This window comes from Kribbella sp. NPDC049584 (assembly GCF_040675555.1).
GTDB lineage: Bacteria > Actinomycetota > Actinomycetes > Propionibacteriales > Kribbellaceae > Kribbella.
This window is the reverse complement of sequence record NZ_JBFAPF010000009.1, coordinates 370,140-386,327: the sequence shown is the minus strand read 5'-3', so window position 1 is coordinate 386,327 and position 16,188 is coordinate 370,140. Positions and strand designations below refer to the sequence as shown.

Annotated in this window: 13 protein-coding genes; 8 read left to right on the top strand and 5 right to left on the bottom strand. The window is 68.0% G+C overall.

The genetic code is table 11. From position 1 onward, the window contains the following. Positions 1-291: 291 nt before the first annotated feature. The 3 genes from AB0J62_RS29225 (at position 292) to AB0J62_RS29215 (ending at position 2,470) form a co-directional block, all read left to right on the top strand. The gene (locus AB0J62_RS29225; protein ID WP_363877742.1) at positions 292-1,368 is read left to right on the top strand and encodes a DUF2332 domain-containing protein; all 1,077 of its coding nucleotides are present in this window, start codon (positions 292-294) and stop codon (positions 1,366-1,368) included. Positions 1,369-1,521: 153 nt separating this feature from the next. Next, positions 1,522-2,016 carry a CinA family protein gene (locus AB0J62_RS29220; protein ID WP_363877740.1) on the top strand — a complete coding sequence of 165 codons (495 nt, stop codon included), beginning with the start codon at positions 1,522-1,524 and terminating at the stop codon, positions 2,014-2,016. A gap of 163 nt (positions 2,017-2,179) precedes the next feature. Continuing rightward, positions 2,180-2,470, top strand: a complete 291-nt coding sequence (locus AB0J62_RS29215; protein ID WP_134098469.1) for a helix-turn-helix transcriptional regulator — start codon at positions 2,180-2,182, stop codon at positions 2,468-2,470. Between the two features lie 8 nt (positions 2,471-2,478). Here the strand turns inward: AB0J62_RS29215 and AB0J62_RS29210 are convergent, their stop codons facing one another. The 3 genes from AB0J62_RS29210 to AB0J62_RS29200 form a co-directional block, all read right to left on the bottom strand. Further along, entirely contained in the window at positions 2,479-2,940 is a 462-nt protein-coding gene (locus tag AB0J62_RS29210; RefSeq protein WP_363877737.1) for a DUF4262 domain-containing protein, read from the bottom strand. A 94-nt stretch (positions 2,941-3,034) separates the two neighbouring features. Then, complete coding sequence (locus tag AB0J62_RS29205) at positions 3,035-3,820, bottom strand: DNA-formamidopyrimidine glycosylase family protein (RefSeq protein WP_363877735.1); 786 nt, start codon at positions 3,818-3,820, stop codon at positions 3,035-3,037. Between the two features lie 18 nt (positions 3,821-3,838). After that, positions 3,839-8,494: an ATP-dependent helicase gene (locus AB0J62_RS29200; RefSeq protein WP_363877752.1), complete on the bottom strand. Its 4,656-nt coding sequence runs from the start codon at positions 8,492-8,494 to the stop codon at positions 3,839-3,841. Between the two features lie 108 nt (positions 8,495-8,602). On the opposite strand from AB0J62_RS29200, the gene AB0J62_RS29195 reads away from it, so the two are divergent. Together AB0J62_RS29195 and AB0J62_RS29190 are read left to right on the top strand one after the other, a co-directional pair. Further along, the gene (locus AB0J62_RS29195) at positions 8,603-9,754 is read left to right on the top strand and encodes a hypothetical protein (RefSeq protein ID WP_363877733.1); all 1,152 of its coding nucleotides are present in this window, start codon (positions 8,603-8,605) and stop codon (positions 9,752-9,754) included. Continuing rightward, positions 9,751-9,945 carry a DUF3046 domain-containing protein gene (locus AB0J62_RS29190; protein ID WP_363877731.1) on the top strand — a complete coding sequence of 65 codons (195 nt, stop codon included), beginning with the start codon at positions 9,751-9,753 and terminating at the stop codon, positions 9,943-9,945. The genes AB0J62_RS29195 and AB0J62_RS29190 overlap by 4 nt, the downstream gene beginning before the upstream one ends. Before the next feature lie 20 nt (positions 9,946-9,965). Here AB0J62_RS29190 and AB0J62_RS29185 read toward each other — a convergent pair whose 3' ends face one another. Together AB0J62_RS29185 and AB0J62_RS29180 are read right to left on the bottom strand one after the other, a co-directional pair. Further along, positions 9,966-10,526: a GrpB family protein gene (locus AB0J62_RS29185; RefSeq protein WP_363877729.1), complete on the bottom strand. Its 561-nt coding sequence runs from the start codon at positions 10,524-10,526 to the stop codon at positions 9,966-9,968. Positions 10,527-10,567: 41 nt separating this feature from the next. Next, positions 10,568-11,359, bottom strand: coding sequence for a hypothetical protein (locus tag AB0J62_RS29180; protein ID WP_363877727.1), 792 nt, complete (start codon positions 11,357-11,359; stop codon positions 10,568-10,570). A gap of 250 nt (positions 11,360-11,609) precedes the next feature. Between AB0J62_RS29180 and recA the strand changes: the two genes are divergently transcribed. The 3 genes from recA (at position 11,610) to AB0J62_RS29165 (ending at position 15,347) form a co-directional block, all read left to right on the top strand. Further along, the gene (recA, locus tag AB0J62_RS29175) at positions 11,610-12,683 is read left to right on the top strand and encodes a recombinase RecA (protein ID WP_134098484.1); all 1,074 of its coding nucleotides are present in this window, start codon (positions 11,610-11,612) and stop codon (positions 12,681-12,683) included. 1,759 nt (positions 12,684-14,442) lie between these two features. After that, positions 14,443-14,937: a regulatory protein RecX gene (locus AB0J62_RS29170; protein ID WP_363877724.1), complete on the top strand. Its 495-nt coding sequence runs from the start codon at positions 14,443-14,445 to the stop codon at positions 14,935-14,937. Continuing rightward, complete coding sequence (locus AB0J62_RS29165) at positions 14,934-15,347, top strand: GNAT family N-acetyltransferase (RefSeq protein ID WP_363877722.1); 414 nt, start codon at positions 14,934-14,936, stop codon at positions 15,345-15,347. Before AB0J62_RS29170 ends, AB0J62_RS29165 begins: the two co-directional genes overlap by 4 nt. The last annotated feature ends 841 nt before the right edge of the window (positions 15,348-16,188 follow it).

Genomic DNA, 16,188 nt, shown 5'->3' with positions numbered 1-16,188 from the left:
AGATGGGTGACTTGGCAGTTCTCATCCTGCCGCCGAAGGATCCGTCCCCCTTACTCAACCCCACCGTCAACAACCTCATGACCCGCAACAGCTAGCCGTTCTACTCGTCGACCCGTCCGGCTAGAGCTTCTACTCGTCGGCCCTCCGGCTGACCGCTCTACACGTCGGCTCGCGTGCCGGTCGTTCTGCAGGTCGGGCTGGGTGGGCTGTGGGGTGACTAGACTCGTTGGGGTGCCGAGGTCGAGTGCTGGAAGTGCGAGGGCTAGTGGCAGGGACGGCAAGCTCGCGCAGATGTACCGGCGGTTCGCGCAGGTGGACGCCGCCAAGATCTCGCCTCTGTATGAGCGCATCGCCCTCGCCCTGAGCGAGTCCGATGAAGCCCTCAGTGCAATCGAAGCCGTACCCGCCCGCAAGCGAAACCCGGCCCTCATCCTCGCCGCCCTCCACCACCTGGCCCTCACGGGCCAAGCGCCAACGCTCGCCACCGCCTACAAAGCGGTAGCTGCCTCGCCGGCATCCACCGACTCTGCTGTGACTACGAACGTCCACGGGGCGACCGACGCTGCGATTCAGACGCTGGTGGAGATGACCGAGGCCGTGATTGCACTTGTCGCGCACCGGAAAGTGCGGCCGAATCCGGCTGGCAATCACGCCGTGCTGTACCCGGCGATTGCCGAGGTGGCGCGAAGGACCGGCGCGAGCGCAATCGGCCTGATCGACGTGGGTTGCTCGGCTGGGTTCAACCTGAACGTCGATCGCGCCGCCATCACCTACGGCAACGAGCAGACGCTTGGCGACCCGTCGTCTCCCGTCCAGGTGTCCGCGTCGGTTGTGGGGGATCGTGCCATCCCGTCACATGCGGTACCCGAGGTCGTCGCGCGGATCGGCATCGACCTCGAGCCGATCGATACGCGGGATGCGGACGAGGCTCGGTGGTTGCGTGCTTGCGTGCCGCCCGATCAGCCGGAGCGGATCGCAAGGCTCGAAGGCGAGCTGGAGTTGGTTGCGTCGGTGCCTCCATTCTTGATGCAAGGTGACAAGGTCGATCTCCTGCCCGACGCGCTCGCGCGAGTGCCGGCAGACGCCCTGCCCGTGGTCACCACGACATGGGCACTCTCGGATCTCCCGCTTGAAAGCCGTCTTCGCTTTCTGCAGCGTCTCGATGCAGCGGCGACGAACCGGCCGATCGCCTGGGTGTCGGTGGAAGGGGTTGGAGTTGCGCCGGCGATCCCGACATTTGGCGACCGTCCGGCATCCGGCCACAGCATCATCGGCCTCGCGGTCTTTAACCATTCGACCCTGCACGCCGAAGCGGTAGGCCGCTGCTGGTTGCGTGGTCAGATGCTGGCGTGGCTGGCGGATTCGTAGTCGACGCCCCGGCCGTGGGCAGTGATCTATGAGCACCAGCTCGAGCTGCTCGCTGACCCGGCGTTGAGCCGAGGCGGATTTAGCGCACTCGTCTAGCGGCGGTTCTTGTTCAACAATGCGTTGGGTACAGATCTGGAGCGCGGGAGGTTTCGGGTGGCCGAGGACGGGCTTGAGGCGGCGGTCGGACGGTTGGTGGGCCTGTTGATGGAGCGTCGCGTGACGCTTGCGACCGCTGAGTCGTTGACAGGTGGGATGGTCGGGGCGGTTCTGACGGATGTGCCGGGGGTGTCGGCTGTGTATCGGGGTGGCGTGATCGTCTATGCGACCGACCTGAAGGCCAAGCTCGCCGGCGTGCCCGAGGATCTGCTGGCTGCTGTGGGCCCGGTCCACGCGGACACGGCTGCCGCATTGGCCACCGGCGTACGGGAGCGTCTGGAGGCGGACTACGGGCTAGCCACGACCGGTGTGGCCGGTCCGGACCCGCAGCCGGGCATCGAGGCCGGCACGGTGTATGTCGCCGCGGCCGGACCGGGGTCCGTGAAGGTGCGCAAACTGCAGTTGTCCGGTGACCGAGCGGCAGTACGCCGGGGAAGCGTGCAGGCCGTCCTCGAACTCGGAGCCGCCGTTGTGGCGGAAGAACTCGACTGAACGGGGTGTTAGGACCAGCATGGTGACAGGTAAGGCAGACTGGCGCGGCGCACCGAAGGTGGACATTGCGAGAGGTAGTGACCCAGCAACAGGTACCGTTGGTTCCTACGGCCGAGCTACCGTGCGAGTAGACACGGCCGGACAGGCGGAAGGGAGAAACCTCATGGTGCTGGTTCGCGGCCTGCTGGGCGACGTGCTGCGGCGTAAGCGGCTGCGCCAGGGGCGCACCCTCCGCGAGGTGTCCGCTGACGCCCGCGTCAGTCTCGGCTACCTGTCCGAGGTCGAGCGTGGCCAGAAGGAAGCCTCCAGCGAGCTGCTGGCAGCTATCTGCACGGCGCTCGACGTGCCGCTGTCGACGGTCTTCGCCGAGGTGAGCGAGGATCTGGCCCGCGAAGAGGCTCTGGTGCTGGCGCACCCGACCATCGAGTCGGAGGTCGTGGCCTCCGCGGCCTGAGCGCCTGGTCACCGCCCGCTCCCGTCCGGGGTAGGGCTGCTGCCGGACGGCTGGATCAATGCCACGCGCGAGGGCCAGATCAGTTGTAGCGCGGGCAGCGGCGGGTCGCCCGGCTGCCGGAACATCTGGTTCGCCGTGTACAGGTGATGGATCGAGTCGGGAAACCGGAGGAGCTGCGCCGTCTCCGGAGGCGGGAAGAAGCCCGACAGGTCGTCACCCTCGTCGAACACCGCGCCGCCCATCACCGCCCATGCGAGCGGTTTTAGCCCGAGATATGCCCAGCACGGCTCGGGATCGAACACGATGATCTCCGGATGCCGGTACAGGCTGAGCCCTAGCGTGTACCCGAAGGCTGGATTACGGGCACCGTCGCCCTCGACGTACTGCATCGTCCAGCCGAAGGTCCGGATGTTGTCCTCGATCTGTCGCGAGATCTGCTCGTCGCTCACACCGCCGCACCGGTCGCACATCACCTTCTCCTCTCGATCGAACATTTGTTCGATACGTCAGAGAAGATATCCGCGTTCTTGTTCGCCGCCGGCGTTGTCCACAGGCCAATTCCGGTCAGCTCTCGGGTTGGCAGGCCGGGCACCAGTACGTAACCCGTTCGCGGGTCGGTTCGCCGAGTGATGCGGTGAGGATCGTCGTGCCGCAGCGGTGACAGGGTTTGCCCGCGCGTTCGAACACCCACGTGCGTTGTCCCGGGCGGTCGACGCCGGTGCTGACTTGCGCCCCGCGGCGGACGTTCGCCTTCAGCAACTTCCGGCTGAGGTCGACGGCGGCGGGGACATCGACGGCCGAGATCTGGCGCCACGGGTGCAGACCGAGGAGGAAGCAGACCTCGGTGCGATAGAAGTTGCCGATCCCGGCGAGATTCCGCTGGTCGAGTAGCGCCTCGCTGACGGTCCGCTCGGGATCGGACTCGAGGTTCGCGATAGCGAGAGCCCGGTCGAACGACGGCGACAGCAGATCAGGTCCGAGGTGCCCGACCACGCTGTCCTCGTCGTCCGTCGCGACGAGATCGAGCACCGGCAGCCGATAGCCGACAGCCGTCCAGGGTGCGGTTTCGAGCACTACGCGGATCTGGTGATCAGGCCCGCCGTGCCACCGCTCACCCGGTCGGTACAGATGCCAGCTGCCGTCCATCCGGAAATGGCTGTGCAGAGTCAATCCACCCGAGAGACGCATCAAGATGTGCTTGCCGCGCGCAACGACCTCGAGCATCGTGCGTCCGCTCAGGTCTGTCGTTGCGAGCGACGGCACCCGGAAGTCCGTACGCACGAGCTCCTGTCCTGCGAGCGCTTGGTTCAGCCGCTTGCAAGCTCGCCAGACGGTGTCTCCTTCGGGCATGACCGATCGCTCCCGATGTCAAGCCCGCAGACGCAGACCGCGTGGTGTCGCATGGAAACCGGCCTTCGCCAGCGCATCGCCGAAGGCTGTGTGCCGCACTTGCTCACCATCAGCCGTCTCGACGCTCAGCTTGCCGAGTTGATCGTCCCTGATCGACAACGCCAGCGCATCAACCGCCGGCTGGAGCAGGTCAGGATCCTCGGTAAAGCTCAGCACAGTCCGCCCGCCGCGCTCGACGTACACGATCAGTTGTCCGTCGACCATGACGACCAACGCACCGGCCTTCCGGCCAGGGCGATGACCGCCTGCGCTCTCTCGCTCGGGCCACGGCAAGGCGGCGCCGTACGGATTGGCTGGGTCGGAAGCCGCGAGTACGACGGCGCGCGCGTTCAGCTCCTCGTCCTTCGGGCCACGGCCGGCACCTCCTGGTCGTGCACCACCCGGCCCGAATCGTCCGGCAGAGCCGAAGGGACCGTCGGGCGCTGGAGACGCGGAGGTCGGAAGCTCCGCGAGCGCGCGCAACCGGTCGACGGCTCCGGGCAACGCGAATTGAGCTGCCCCGAGCCCTGCGACGAAGTACCCGCGGCGGCACCGCCCGGACTCCTCGAACGCGCTCAGCACCTTGTAAACGGCCGCGAACCCACCGGGCGTCCGCTCGGTGATCACCGACCCGCGCGTTACGATCCCGTAGCGATCCAGCAACGTCTCCGCTGCGGCATGCGCCCGCCGGGTCGCATCCGAACTGCGGGCCGGCAGCAACGACCATCGTCCGCCCGCTGTGGGTGGACCACTCCGCGCGGGCATCGACGGCCGCCCAGGACGCATCGGACGACCGGGCCGCGCACGTGGCGTCGCACGGCGTGTTCGATGACTGCCTCGCCCACCACCGACGAGTGACCTGACCGGTGTGAGGGTGTCGTTGGTCAGGTATCCCGCCCAGACAAGGTCCCAGAGGACGCTGACCAATGTCTCGTCGTCCACCACGCCGGAGGCGGCTCCAACCGCATCGCTCAGTTGTCGGAAGAAGAACGCGCCGCCACCCGACAATGCGTCGAGCACAGCCTGGTGCGTCTCACTCAGCTCGAGATCCGGATCAGGATCAGGGAGCGTCAGATCGCAGTTGTCGGCGAGATGAAGCGACACCCAACCGTCTGTCCCGGGCAACGAGCCCGAACCCGCCCACACGACTTCGCCGGTCGCCGTCAGCTCGTCCAGCATTGACGGCTGATATCCAGGCACTCGCGAAGGCAGCACGATCGACTCCAACGCGGAGGCCGGCACCGCACATCCTGCTAGTTGCTCGACGGCGCCCAGCAGTACGTCGTACCCGCGGCCTCGGCTGCTCGTGATCCCTTGCCAGGCAGGCAGGAACCGGGCCAGCGCGGACGGATCAACCGGCTCGACCTCCTTGCGCAATGCAGCAAGAGACCGCCTCCGCAACAGTCGGAGGACCTCGCTGTCACACCACTCGAGCGCGATCCCGCCCGGCAGGAACTCGCCTTCAACGACTCGTCCAGCCGCACCCAACCGTCGCAACGCTTCGCTGACGACGGCCACCCCGATCCCGAGGTGTGTCGCCAGATCGATCGCCCGGAACGGCCCATGCGTTCGTGCATACCGAGACACCAGATCGCCGAGCGGATCGGCGACCGGCTCCGCGTGCGCCTCCGCGACTCCAGGCGGCAGCGGCACGCCGAGCGCGTCCCGCAACCGCGCCACGTCCTCGACGACTGCCCACCGATGCTCGCCCGCGATCCGCACTCGCACCACCCGGCGAGCGGCCGCCAACGACGTCAGCCACGACTCGGCATCCGAACCGTCGACGCACCGCTGTGTTGCCTCCGGCAACGACAGTGGACCGACCATCCGCAGTACGTCGAACAAGCCTTCGGCGTCACGCGCTCGTCGATCCTCGGCCAGCCGCTGCAGCTCGGCCTCGGTCCGAAGAACAACCTCCGCATCGAGCAGCTCGCGCAGTTCGGTGCGCCCAAGCAGCTCGGCCAGCAAGCTCTGATCGAGCGACAGCGCGGCCGCGCGCTTCTCCGCGAGTGGACTGTCGCCCTCATACATGAAAGCGCCCACATAGCCGAAGAGCAGGGACTTCGCGAACGGCGATGCTTCCGACGTCTCGACCTCGACGACCGAGATCCTGCGCTCGCTGATCCCTGTCAGCAGAGCCTTCAACGCCGGCAGGTCGTAGACGTCCTGCAACACCTCGCGCAACGTCTCGAGCACGATCGGGAACGACCCGAACTTGCTTGCCACACTCAACAACTGCGACGCCCGCTGCCGTTGCTGCCACAGCGGTGATCGCCGCCCCGGATTGCGTCGCGGCAGCAACAACGCCCGCGCGGCACACTCCCTGAACCGAGCTGCGAACAACGCCGACCCGCCGACCTCGGTGGTCACCAGATCCTCGATGTCCTGCGGATCGAACAGCACGAGATCCGCACCCGGCGGCGCCTCGTCCGTCTCGGGCAGCCGCAGCACGATCCCGTCGTCGCCCGAGACCGACTGCGCGTCCATCCCGTACCGATCCCGGAGCCGCGCCGCGATCGCCAGGGCCCACGGGCCGTGCACCTGACCGCCGTACGGCGAGTGCACGCAGACACGCCAGTCACCCAGCTCGTCGCGGAACCGCTCGACAACAATCGTCACGTCGTCCGGCACGCGGCTCGTCGCGTCCCGCTGCTCAGCGAGGTACGACACGAGGTTGTTGGCGGCGTACTCGTCGAGGCCTGCGGTCCGCGCGCGCTCGATCGCTTTGCCGGCAGGCAACGACGCCATCTTGCGGACGAACGCGCCGGTCGCCGCGCCAAGCTCAGCGGGCCGCCCAACCGCATCGCCCTTCCAGAACGGCAACCTGCCCGGCTGGCCCGGCGCGGGGGAGACGAGCACCCGGTCGTGGGTGATGTCCTCGATCCGCCAGCTCGACGCACCGAGCGTGAACACGTCGCCGACGCGCGACTCGTACACCATCTCCTCGTCGAGCTCGCCGACGCGATGATTCGTCGACTCGCCGACCAGGAACACCCCGAACAGCCCACGGTCCGGGATCGTCCCGCCGCTGGTCACCGCCAGCCGCTGCGCACCCGGTCGACCGGAGATCTCGCCACTCACCCGATCGAACACGATCCGCGGTCGCAGCTCCGCGAACTCGTCCGACGGATACCGGCCTGAGAGCATGTCGAGCACCCCGTCGTACGCCGATCGCGGCAACGTAGCGAACGGTGCACAGCGACGTACCAGAGCAAACAGTTCGTCAACGTCGACCGAATCGAGGGCGACGATCGACACGATCTGCTGAGCGAGCACGTCGAGCGGGTTGGCCGGGATGTGCAGGCTCTCGATCATCCCGTCGCGCATCCGCTGCACGACGACGGCTGTGTCGATCAGATCGCCACGGAACTTCGGGAAGAGCACGCCGCGCGACACGGCTCCGACCTGGTGACCGGCACGCCCTACGCGCTGCAATCCGCTCGCGACGGACGGCGGCGCCTCGACCTGGATCACCAGATCGACCGCACCCATGTCGATGCCGAGCTCGAGGCTGCTCGTCGCCACCACGCACGGCAGCCGACCCGACTTCAGATCCGCCTCGATCAGCGCTCGCTGCTCTTTGCTGACCGAGCCGTGATGGGCTCGCGCGATCAACGGAGGCGCCGCGAGCGATCCGCCGGACTGGGCCATCAGCTGAGCCGGTGAGCCCAACTCAGGCAACTCCAGCTCGGCCCGCTCCGCTGCAATCTCGTTGAGCCGCGCCGTCAGTCGCTCGGCCAGCCGTCGCGAGTTGGCGAAGACAATCGTCGACTTGTGCTGGGAGATCAGATCGAAGACGTGCTCTTCGACATGCGGCCAGATCGATGCGTGCTGCTGCGGACTCGCCGCGGATCCAGAGGTCTCCACCTCCGTCGCGGCCAGCTCAGCCATGTCCTCGACCGGAACGACGACGCTCAGGTCCCACTGCTTGGTGAACTTGGGCTGCACCACAGTCACCGGCCGCTCGCCACCAAGGAACCGAGCGACCTCCTCCACCGGTCGCACAGTCGCGGACAGACCGATCCGCTGCGCAGGCTTGGGCAACAACGTGTCGAGACGCTCGAGTGTGAGCGCCAAGTGGGCGCCCCGCTTGGTCCCTGCGACTGCGTGGACCTCGTCGACGATGACGGTCTCAACCCCGCGCAACGACTCCCGACCCTGCGAGGTCAGCAACAAGAACAGCGACTCCGGGGTCGTGATCAGTACGTCGGAAGGTCGTGTCGCGAACCGTCGTCGCTCACCTGCCGGGGTGTCGCCCGAACGCACCGCGACCTCGACGTCGATCGGCGCCTCACCGAGCCGGCGCGCGGTCTCGCGGATGCCGATCAGTGGCGCGCGGAGGTTGCGCTCAACGTCGACCGCGAGCGCCTTCAGCGGTGATACATACAGCACTCGGCAGCGCAGCTTCGGATCGTCCGGCGGGGGAGTTGTGGCGAGGCGGTCGAGCGCCCAGAGGAAGGCTGCCAGCGTCTTGCCTGAACCCGTCGGGGCGACCACCAGCGCGTCCCGGCCCGCGGTGATGGCGTCCCACGCCTCGAGCTGGGCCGGGGTGGCCGCCTCGAAGACGTCGCCGAACCACGCCCGGGTCGCGGGCGAGAACCGGCTCAACGCGCTGGTCTTCTTCACGCTGACCATCTTGCCGGGTGCCACCGACAATTTTCACGAGCCGTTCGTCGCAGACCGTGAGGAGACGCTTTCCGTCCGGTGCAGAGGTTGTCCCCGTCGTCTGGAATGATCGGCGACATGATCAACCGCGTACGCGCAGCGCTCGTCGTCGTGGCCTGCCTGGTCGCTCTGACCGGGTGCGTCAAGCTCGACGCCGATCTGAAGGTCGGGTCGAACGAGACGGTCTCGGGCTCCATGAAGATCGGGGTCGACAAGCAGCTGCTGCAGTCCAGCGGCCAGTCCCTCGACAAGGTCCGCCAGCAGATCGAGAGCGGCATCAAGCAGACGACCACCGAAGGGGTCAACTGCAACTCGTTCGAGGACGACAAGTACGTCGGGTCGAGCTGCACCTTCGAGAGCGTGCCGTTCGACAAGATGGGCACCTCGAGCGGCGATGGCGTCAGCTTCCGCAAGGACGGCGACAAGGTCATGGTGACGGTGAAGGCCGGCAACCTCGGCAGCGTCCCGTCCGGCACTCAGCCCGAGGTGAACTTCAAGATCACCATGCCGGGCAAGATCCTCGAGCACGACGACGGCGCGAAGATCAGCGGCCGCACGGCGACGTACGACAGCCTCGACAAGCTCGGCAAGATCTCGTTGACGTCCGAGGCAGGCGGCGTATTCCCGACGTGGGCACTGATTCTGATCATCGTGCTGGTGCTGCTGGCGATCGCCGCGATTGTGTTCTTCGTGCTGCGCAGCCGAAGGCGTAAGGGGCAGCAGGGCTACGGACAGCCGTACCCCGGGCAGTACCCCGGCCAGCCCGGTCAGTACGGCGGTCCGGGGCCGTACGCGGGTCAGCAGGGGTACGGGCAGCCTGGTCCAGGTGGGCAGTACCCGGGTCAGCCCGGTCCGTACGGCGGTCCGCAAGGTCAGCCTGGTCCATACGGCGGCCCGCCGGCGCAGTACCCGGGGCAGCCGGGGCAGCCGCCGTACGGCGGTCAGCCTGGTCAGCCTGGTCAGCCTGGTCAGCCGCAGTACCCTGGGCAGCCTCAGCCGGGGCAGTGGGGTCCGCAACCGGGTCAGCAGCCGCCGCCCCAGCAGGGACAGCCGCCTCAGCAAGGACAGCCGCCGCAGCAGGGGCCCGGTGGCTGGGGACAGCAGCCCGGCCAGGGGCAGCCTGGTCAGTACGGTCAGCAGCCGCCGCAGCAGGGTGGTCCTTCGGGACCCCAGCCGGGGCAGCAGGGCGGTTGGGGACCGCCGCCGAGGAATGATGACGGGCAGGAATGAGACTGACGGAGTTCTGGGCTCGGATGGATCACCATCTCGGTCCGGCGTACGCACGGACCTGGGCCGAGACCCAGGTGGTACAGGAACTCGGCGGCCGTACGGTCGTCGAGGCCCTTGCCGAGGGGGAGGCAGCGAAGGTGGTCTGGCGTGCCGTGTGGGCGCACCTGAACCTGCCGCCCAGCGAACGCTGATGCCTTAGGCAACTAACGCTCTAGACCGTCCATCCGGTGCGGGACGCCCACTCCTCGGCCGGTAGATAGATGAGGTCGCAGACCGGGTCCTTGAGGTCCGTGTAGTCGCCGATCTCGAGCCGGAGCGCCGCAGCGTGCTGCTTGAAGGCCGCGTACGCGCGTGCCGTCTCCGGATGACTGCGCAAGTAGTCGCGGAACAGCAGCGCGTACCGCTGGTTGGCGCGACCGGCCACCCGGATGTGCAGATTGACCCGGCGGCGGTACATCGGCTCGACCAGCATGCGCTTCACCCACTGCATGTCATCGGTGGGCAGACCTGGCACCGGATGGTCGCGCCGCGGCGGGCGTAGCTCCCAGTCCGCCGCGACCATGCGCTCTGCCACGTCGTCCAGTTCCGGCTCCGAGCCGACTGTGACCTGGATGTCCAGGATGTCCTTGGCCGGCAGGCGGGGTACCGAGGTGGAGCCGATGTGGTCGATCCGCTGGGCCAGTTCGCCGAGCAGTCCGCCGATCGCGTGCGCGGTCTTCTCGTACTGCGAGGGCCAGCTGTCGTCCGGTCGTGCGATGACGATCCCAGTCATGCGGAGATCATCCCAGTACTGCGGCGGCCGGTCCCAGTCCTTCAGACGGGTTTGACCCGGAACGCATTGCCCGTGAGCAGGTCCGCCGCCTCGTAGGCCGCTTTGCGGATGGCTTTGCGCTCGTCGAAGTACCCGCCGACCATGCCGATGCCTGGGAGCTTGCCGACGAACCGGGCGCCGAGGCTGCCGCGTGGACGTTCCTCGAACACCTCACCGAGCCCACCGAACAGCTTGCTGATCCGCCAGAGCAGACGGATGCCTTGGCGCAGGCCGGCCTCCTCGGAATTGTCGCCGAGACCGAGCTGCTTCGCCACGTCCTGTCCGGCCGCGGTCGGGTCGTCGTACATGAGGACCTCGTCCGGAGTGATCGGACGGTCGGTCAGAACGCGTGCGATGACCGCAGTACGGTCCGCGTGCGTCTCTACGCCGTACTCGCGGCAGATCGCGCCGATCACCATCGCTTGCACGGTCGCGCCGAGGGTGTCCTTGATCGGGAGCCGGTCGGCGGCCGCACCGCTGATCCGGGGGAGGGCCGCGACGACGGCAGCGAATCCGCCGAGCCGCTCCACCCACCAGTCGCAGCGCTTGGCGAGCGGCAGCTTCGGCCACTCTGCGTGCCCGGGCACCTTCATCATCAGCAGCCGGTCGATCGCGAGGATCAGGGCCTTCTCGGCAAGGTTGGGCTTCTCCTGGGCGGAGTACCCGGTCAGGATGCTGCGGACGCCGAACGGGTCCGGGGTGCGGAGCGCGTCGAGTACGGTGTCGATCCCGAACTCGACCCTGCTGAGGGCCAGGATCACGGCGGAATCGGGCACGTCGGGACGGTCGCTCACGCCCGCAAGGGTAGGGATCCGGCGGGTCAGATCGGTTGCCTGGGCAGCTTCGGCGTGTCAGTTGTGATTCGAACACGTGTTCGGGATACTTTGGTGCGCGGAAGGTGTGGCGGACGGCCGAGTTGTCCACAGATTCGGAAGTGGCGACGAAAACTGTCCGACGTGATGGATACCTTCTCTTGCGACACGAGAAGTCCTCCGGGCGGCTGGGAAGCGGCCCCGATTATGAGATGGGTCAGGTGGCATTCACATGGCGGGTGCAGCGAGTGCGGAGCGCGCGGTGGCCGATCGCGAGAAGGCGCTTGCGACCGCGCTGACGCAGATCGAGCGGCAGTGTGGCAAGGGTTCGGTCATGCGGTTGGGGGAGCAGAACAGGCCGCCGATCGAGGTCATCCCGACCGGGTCGATCTCGCTCGACATCGCGCTCGGGATCGGTGGTCTGCCGCGCGGCCGCGTGGTGGAGATCTACGGTCCGGAGTCCTCCGGTAAGACGACGGTCGCCCTGCACGCGGTCGCGAACGCGCAGCGGGCCGGCGGGATCGCGGCGTTCATCGACGCCGAGCACGCGCTCGACCCGGAGTACGCGCGGAAGCTGGGCGTCGACACCGACGCACTGCTGGTCTCGCAGCCCGACTCCGGTGAGCAGGCGCTGGAGATCGCCGACATGCTGGTCCGCTCCGGCGCGATCGACATCGTCGTGATCGACTCGGTGGCCGCGCTGGTGCCGCGGGCCGAGATCGAGGGCGAGATGGGCGACAGCCACGTCGGTCTGCAGGCCCGGCTGATGAGCCAGGCGCTGCGGAAGATGACCGGTGCGGTCAGTGGGACCAACACGACCGCGATCTTCATCAACCAGCTGCGCGAGAAGATCGGCGTGATGTTCGGCTCCCCGGAAACGACGACCGGTGGTAAGGCGCTGAAGTTCTACGCGTCGGTGCGGCTGGACGTGCGCCGGATCGAGTCGCTCAAGGACGGGACCGACGTGGTCGGCAACCGGACTCGGGTCAAGGTCGTGAAGAACAAGGTGGCCCCGCCGTTCAAGCAGGCCGAGTTCGACATCATCTACGGCCAGGGCATCAGCCGCGAGGGCAGCCTGCTCGACCTCGGTGTGGATCAGGGCTTCGTCCGCAAGGCCGGCGCCTGGTTCACCTACGAGAGCGACCAGCTCGGCCAGGGCCGGGAGAACGCGCGGAACTTCCTGCGCGACAACCCCGATCTGGCCAACGAGCTGGAGAAGAAGATCAAGGAGAAGATGGGCATCGGCCCGACACTTGACCAGCCGGCCGGCGAGGCCGCCACGGCCGAGGTCGATGTCGACTTCTGACCGACCCACCGCGGGCGGCAGCGTCCCCCGGCAGCCCACCGCTGCCGACGACGCTGCCCCCGCGGCACTGTCTCTACCCCACGACGAGCGCCTCGCGCTGGCCCGCAAGCTCCTGGCGGCAGGCACAGACGCCTCGACGGCTTCCAACAACACGAGCCAGCGCTCTGGGTCCGATCGCAGTACCGATCTAGCTGGTGGCGCTGAGCGAGGTCGTCGTGACGATCCGGGCGCGGCTCGTCGTTCCGGTCCCGGCTCGGGGCGTGCTCGTACGGCGAGTGCGCGTCGCGAGGCCGATGCGGATGACTTCGTGGGGGAGGACGAGTCGGGGTGGAACAATTCCCGCCGTCGTACTGGCTCCATCAGGCGAACTGCCGGCAACGTCGATCCGTGGGACGAACAGCAAGACGAGCAGGAGAAGGCTCGACCGGCAACAAAACGTCGGCGTACGTCGGGTCGTGCGTCGAATGCGAGTTCTGCTGATCCTTGGGGCGAGCAGGATGAGCGCTCTGCCCGTACGTTCGAGAGGCAGGCCGCGGATCGGTGGGCCGACGCACGCGCCTTCGCAGACGACGCGCCTGCCCGGGCCGCGGACCTAGGCACCCCACCAGAACAGTTCGACCCATGGGCAGACGCGGATTCATCAGCTGCCGTCGAACCCTCCGCCACCACCTCACGGAGCCCACACGTTCCGCCGGGTCGAAGGTCTACACCGGAGCGCACGTCCCGCGCAGACCATCCCTCGCCGAGCGACGAGTATTCACCGGCCTCTAGCGCGCCCTCTCGACGAGCGCTACCCGTGGACGACAGCACGCCGTCCGACGAACCTCATCCGGTGGACCACGAGAGTCCGACCGATGACGCAGTACGGCCGAACAAGAGCACGCCGGTCGACGGGTCCCACGCGGCGGACGGGGCGAGAGCTGCAGATGGTGCGCTGCCAGCGGGCGGGCGCCGGTCGGCGGGCGGGTCTGTCGCGGCGAAACGCATCGAGTCTACGGATGGTCCTGTGGGTGCGGGCGATGGCGTGTCGGGCGGTGAGTCTCTCACCGCGGATCGCTCGGCGCCTGCGGAGCGCGTAGCGCGGGCAGGGCGCTTGGTGTCTGGGGAGCAGCCTGCGAGTGCAGCGGGCGGTGCACTGGGTGGCGAGGCTGTTGCAGTGGAGCCGTCGGTAGCTGCCGGACGGGCAGGCGGGCGTACGTCGGATGGTGAGGGTGTCGCCGTCGGTGGCGGTGCACCGGGTGGCGAGTCGGTTGCGGCGGGGGCTTCGGGGGCTTCGGGGTCTACTGGGCCGGCAGGCGGGCGTCGGTCGGGTGGTGAGGATGGCGCGCTGCGTGCAGGCGGGCACTCGTCGGCGGGCGGGGCTGCGGATGGCACTGTAGGTGCGGGCGGTGGGTCTCTCACCGCGGATCGCTCGGCGCCTGCGGAGCGCACAGCGCGGGCGGGGCGCTTGGTGTCTGGGGAGCAGCCTGCGAGTGCAGCGGGCGGTGCGCCGGGTGGCGAGGCTGTTGCAGTGGAGCCGTCGGTAGCTGACAGGCGGGCAGGCGGGCGTACGTCGGATGGCGAGGGTGACGCCGTCGGTGGCGGTGCGCCGCGTGGTGGGTCGGTTGCGGCGGAGGGTCGGCCTGCCGGTGGGCGGGGGAGTCGGGGGCGGCGGACGGTAGGGGGAGGAGGGTTTGGGCGGGGGCGGAAGCGGCGGGAGAGTGAGGAGCCGGAGCGGCTTGGGGATGCTGTGATGGAGGAGGACGCTGATCCTCATTCGGTGGCTCGGACGATTTTGCTGGACAAGTTGACGGGGCAGCCGCGGACTCGGGCTGAGTTGGCTGATGTGCTGGCTGAGCGGGAAATTCCGGACGACGTGGCCGATGAGGTGCTGGATCGGTTCACCGAGGTCGGGCTGATTGACGATGCCGCATTTGCGAACGCCTGGGTGGAGTCGCGGCATCGTGGGCGTGGGTTGGGGAAGCGCGCGCTGGCGCAGGAGCTTCGGCGGCGGGGCGTGGATGAGGAGCTGGCCCGGGACGCGCTCGAGGAGCTGGAGCCGGAGCAGGAAGAAGAGACCGCGAGGCAGCTCGTACGGCGGAAGCTGCGGTCGATGCGTTCGCTGGAGCGGCAGGTGGCGATGCGACGCTTGCTCGGGATGCTTGCGCGGAAGGGGTATCCGGGCGGGATGGCGATGAGCATCGTGAAGGAGGAGCTGGATGCCTCGCACGACGAGTTCCCGCTTCTCGATTCGTCCGGGCTAGGACCTGAATGACGTACGAAGTGCGTGAAGCCACAGCGGCGGATCGCGCGGGGATCCGGCGGCTGCTGCGCGACTTGCACGGAGACGATGCAGACGGGACAACCTTGCCCGAGATCCGTCAGCAGGCGCGGACGTTCGTTGCCGGAGAGAACGAGATCGTTGGCCTCCTGGTGGCGACGTTCGTCGACTACGGGCACGAGCCGTACGGCGTGGTGGAGGAGCTCGTAGTAGATCCAGCAAGCCGCGGCTCCGGGACGGGCGCGGCTTTGCTTGCTCAGTGCAGGTCCTGGCTCGGAGCGTTGGGTGCCGAGGTGGTCTTCGTCTCGGCCGTCGACGAAGAGGCAGCCGAGTTCTACCTGCACGCCGGGTTCACGCGGTGCACCGGTCCGTGGCTCTGGGCTACGGCAGGCCAACCGGCATAGGTCCGCCCGAGCCGTTTATCTTGCCAAACGGTGGTGCTCGGTACGTGGCCCGGCAGTATCGGCGAGGGTCCCGTACCTCGGCGCTCCGGCCGGCGCTGATACGAGCACCGGTCCCTGGCTCTGGGCCACGGCAGGCCAACCGGCATAGGTCCGCCTGAGCTGTTGACCTTGCTAAAGGTCGTGCTCGGTCGCTGACCCGGCAGTGCTGGTGAGGTTCCGGTATCCCAGCACTCCGGCCGGCTGGGACGACGAGAACGCCGGGCTGTTCGACCATGGCGTACTGCCCGCACCGGTGGGTAGGTCGGACCGTGTCGGAGCCGCTGCGGGCGGTCGCGGACGAGCATGCGCTCGACCGGCCGATCGGTCGCGGGTTACGGGTGGCGTGCACGCCTCCAGCAAGAACGACAAAGCTCGGCGACCGCTCACTTCGTACAGTCGACGGACGGCATGGCGGTCTCGCCGTGGACCGCGCCGCTGCCGCGGGACGGGATCAGCGTGAACGGATGAACTGAAACCCCTGCGGGAGCGGCTGCGGGTGGATGGGTCAGTAGCCAGAAGTTCCTCGCACGGTGGTTGTTGCAGTTCCTCGAGAGGCTCACTGGCGCCCGAGCATCGGCCAACGGTGTTGCAAGACATTCGGTGATCTCACGTGCGTGGTCTGCCACGACTGCATCAGCGGGCCTCCGGTGCTGCGCGAGACGGGTGCACGGCTGAACCTCGCGATGTACGAAGCGGCCTAGTTGCCGGCGCCTGTGCTGCCCGAGGCGGGGGCACGGCTGGACCTGGCGGCGTGCGAGGCGATGTAGTTGCCGACCGGCGTGCCCCGCCTCGGCGTAGGTCG

Bases quoted from the DNA above. Each gene is read 5' to 3' on its own strand.
- AB0J62_RS29225 (WP_363877742.1), top strand. From the start codon at position 292: ATGTACCGGCGGTTCGCGCAGGTGGACGCCGCCAAGATCTCGCCTCTG.
- AB0J62_RS29215 (WP_134098469.1), top strand. From the start codon at position 2,180: ATGGTGCTGGTTCGCGGCCTGCTGGGCGACGTGCTGCGGCGTAAGCGG.
- AB0J62_RS29210 (WP_363877737.1), bottom strand. From the start codon at position 2,940: ATGTGCGACCGGTGCGGCGGTGTGAGCGACGAGCAGATCTCGCGACAG.
- AB0J62_RS29205 (WP_363877735.1), bottom strand. From the start codon at position 3,820: ATGCCCGAAGGAGACACCGTCTGGCGAGCTTGCAAGCGGCTGAACCAA.
- AB0J62_RS29200 (WP_363877752.1), bottom strand. From the start codon at position 8,494: ATGGTCAGCGTGAAGAAGACCAGCGCGTTGAGCCGGTTCTCGCCCGCG.
- AB0J62_RS29195 (WP_363877733.1), top strand. From the start codon at position 8,603: ATGATCAACCGCGTACGCGCAGCGCTCGTCGTCGTGGCCTGCCTGGTC.
- AB0J62_RS29190 (WP_363877731.1), top strand. From the start codon at position 9,751: ATGAGACTGACGGAGTTCTGGGCTCGGATGGATCACCATCTCGGTCCG.
- AB0J62_RS29185 (WP_363877729.1), bottom strand. From the start codon at position 10,526: ATGACTGGGATCGTCATCGCACGACCGGACGACAGCTGGCCCTCGCAG.
- recA (WP_134098484.1), top strand. From the start codon at position 11,610: ATGGCGGGTGCAGCGAGTGCGGAGCGCGCGGTGGCCGATCGCGAGAAG.
- AB0J62_RS29165 (WP_363877722.1), top strand. From the start codon at position 14,934: ATGACGTACGAAGTGCGTGAAGCCACAGCGGCGGATCGCGCGGGGATC.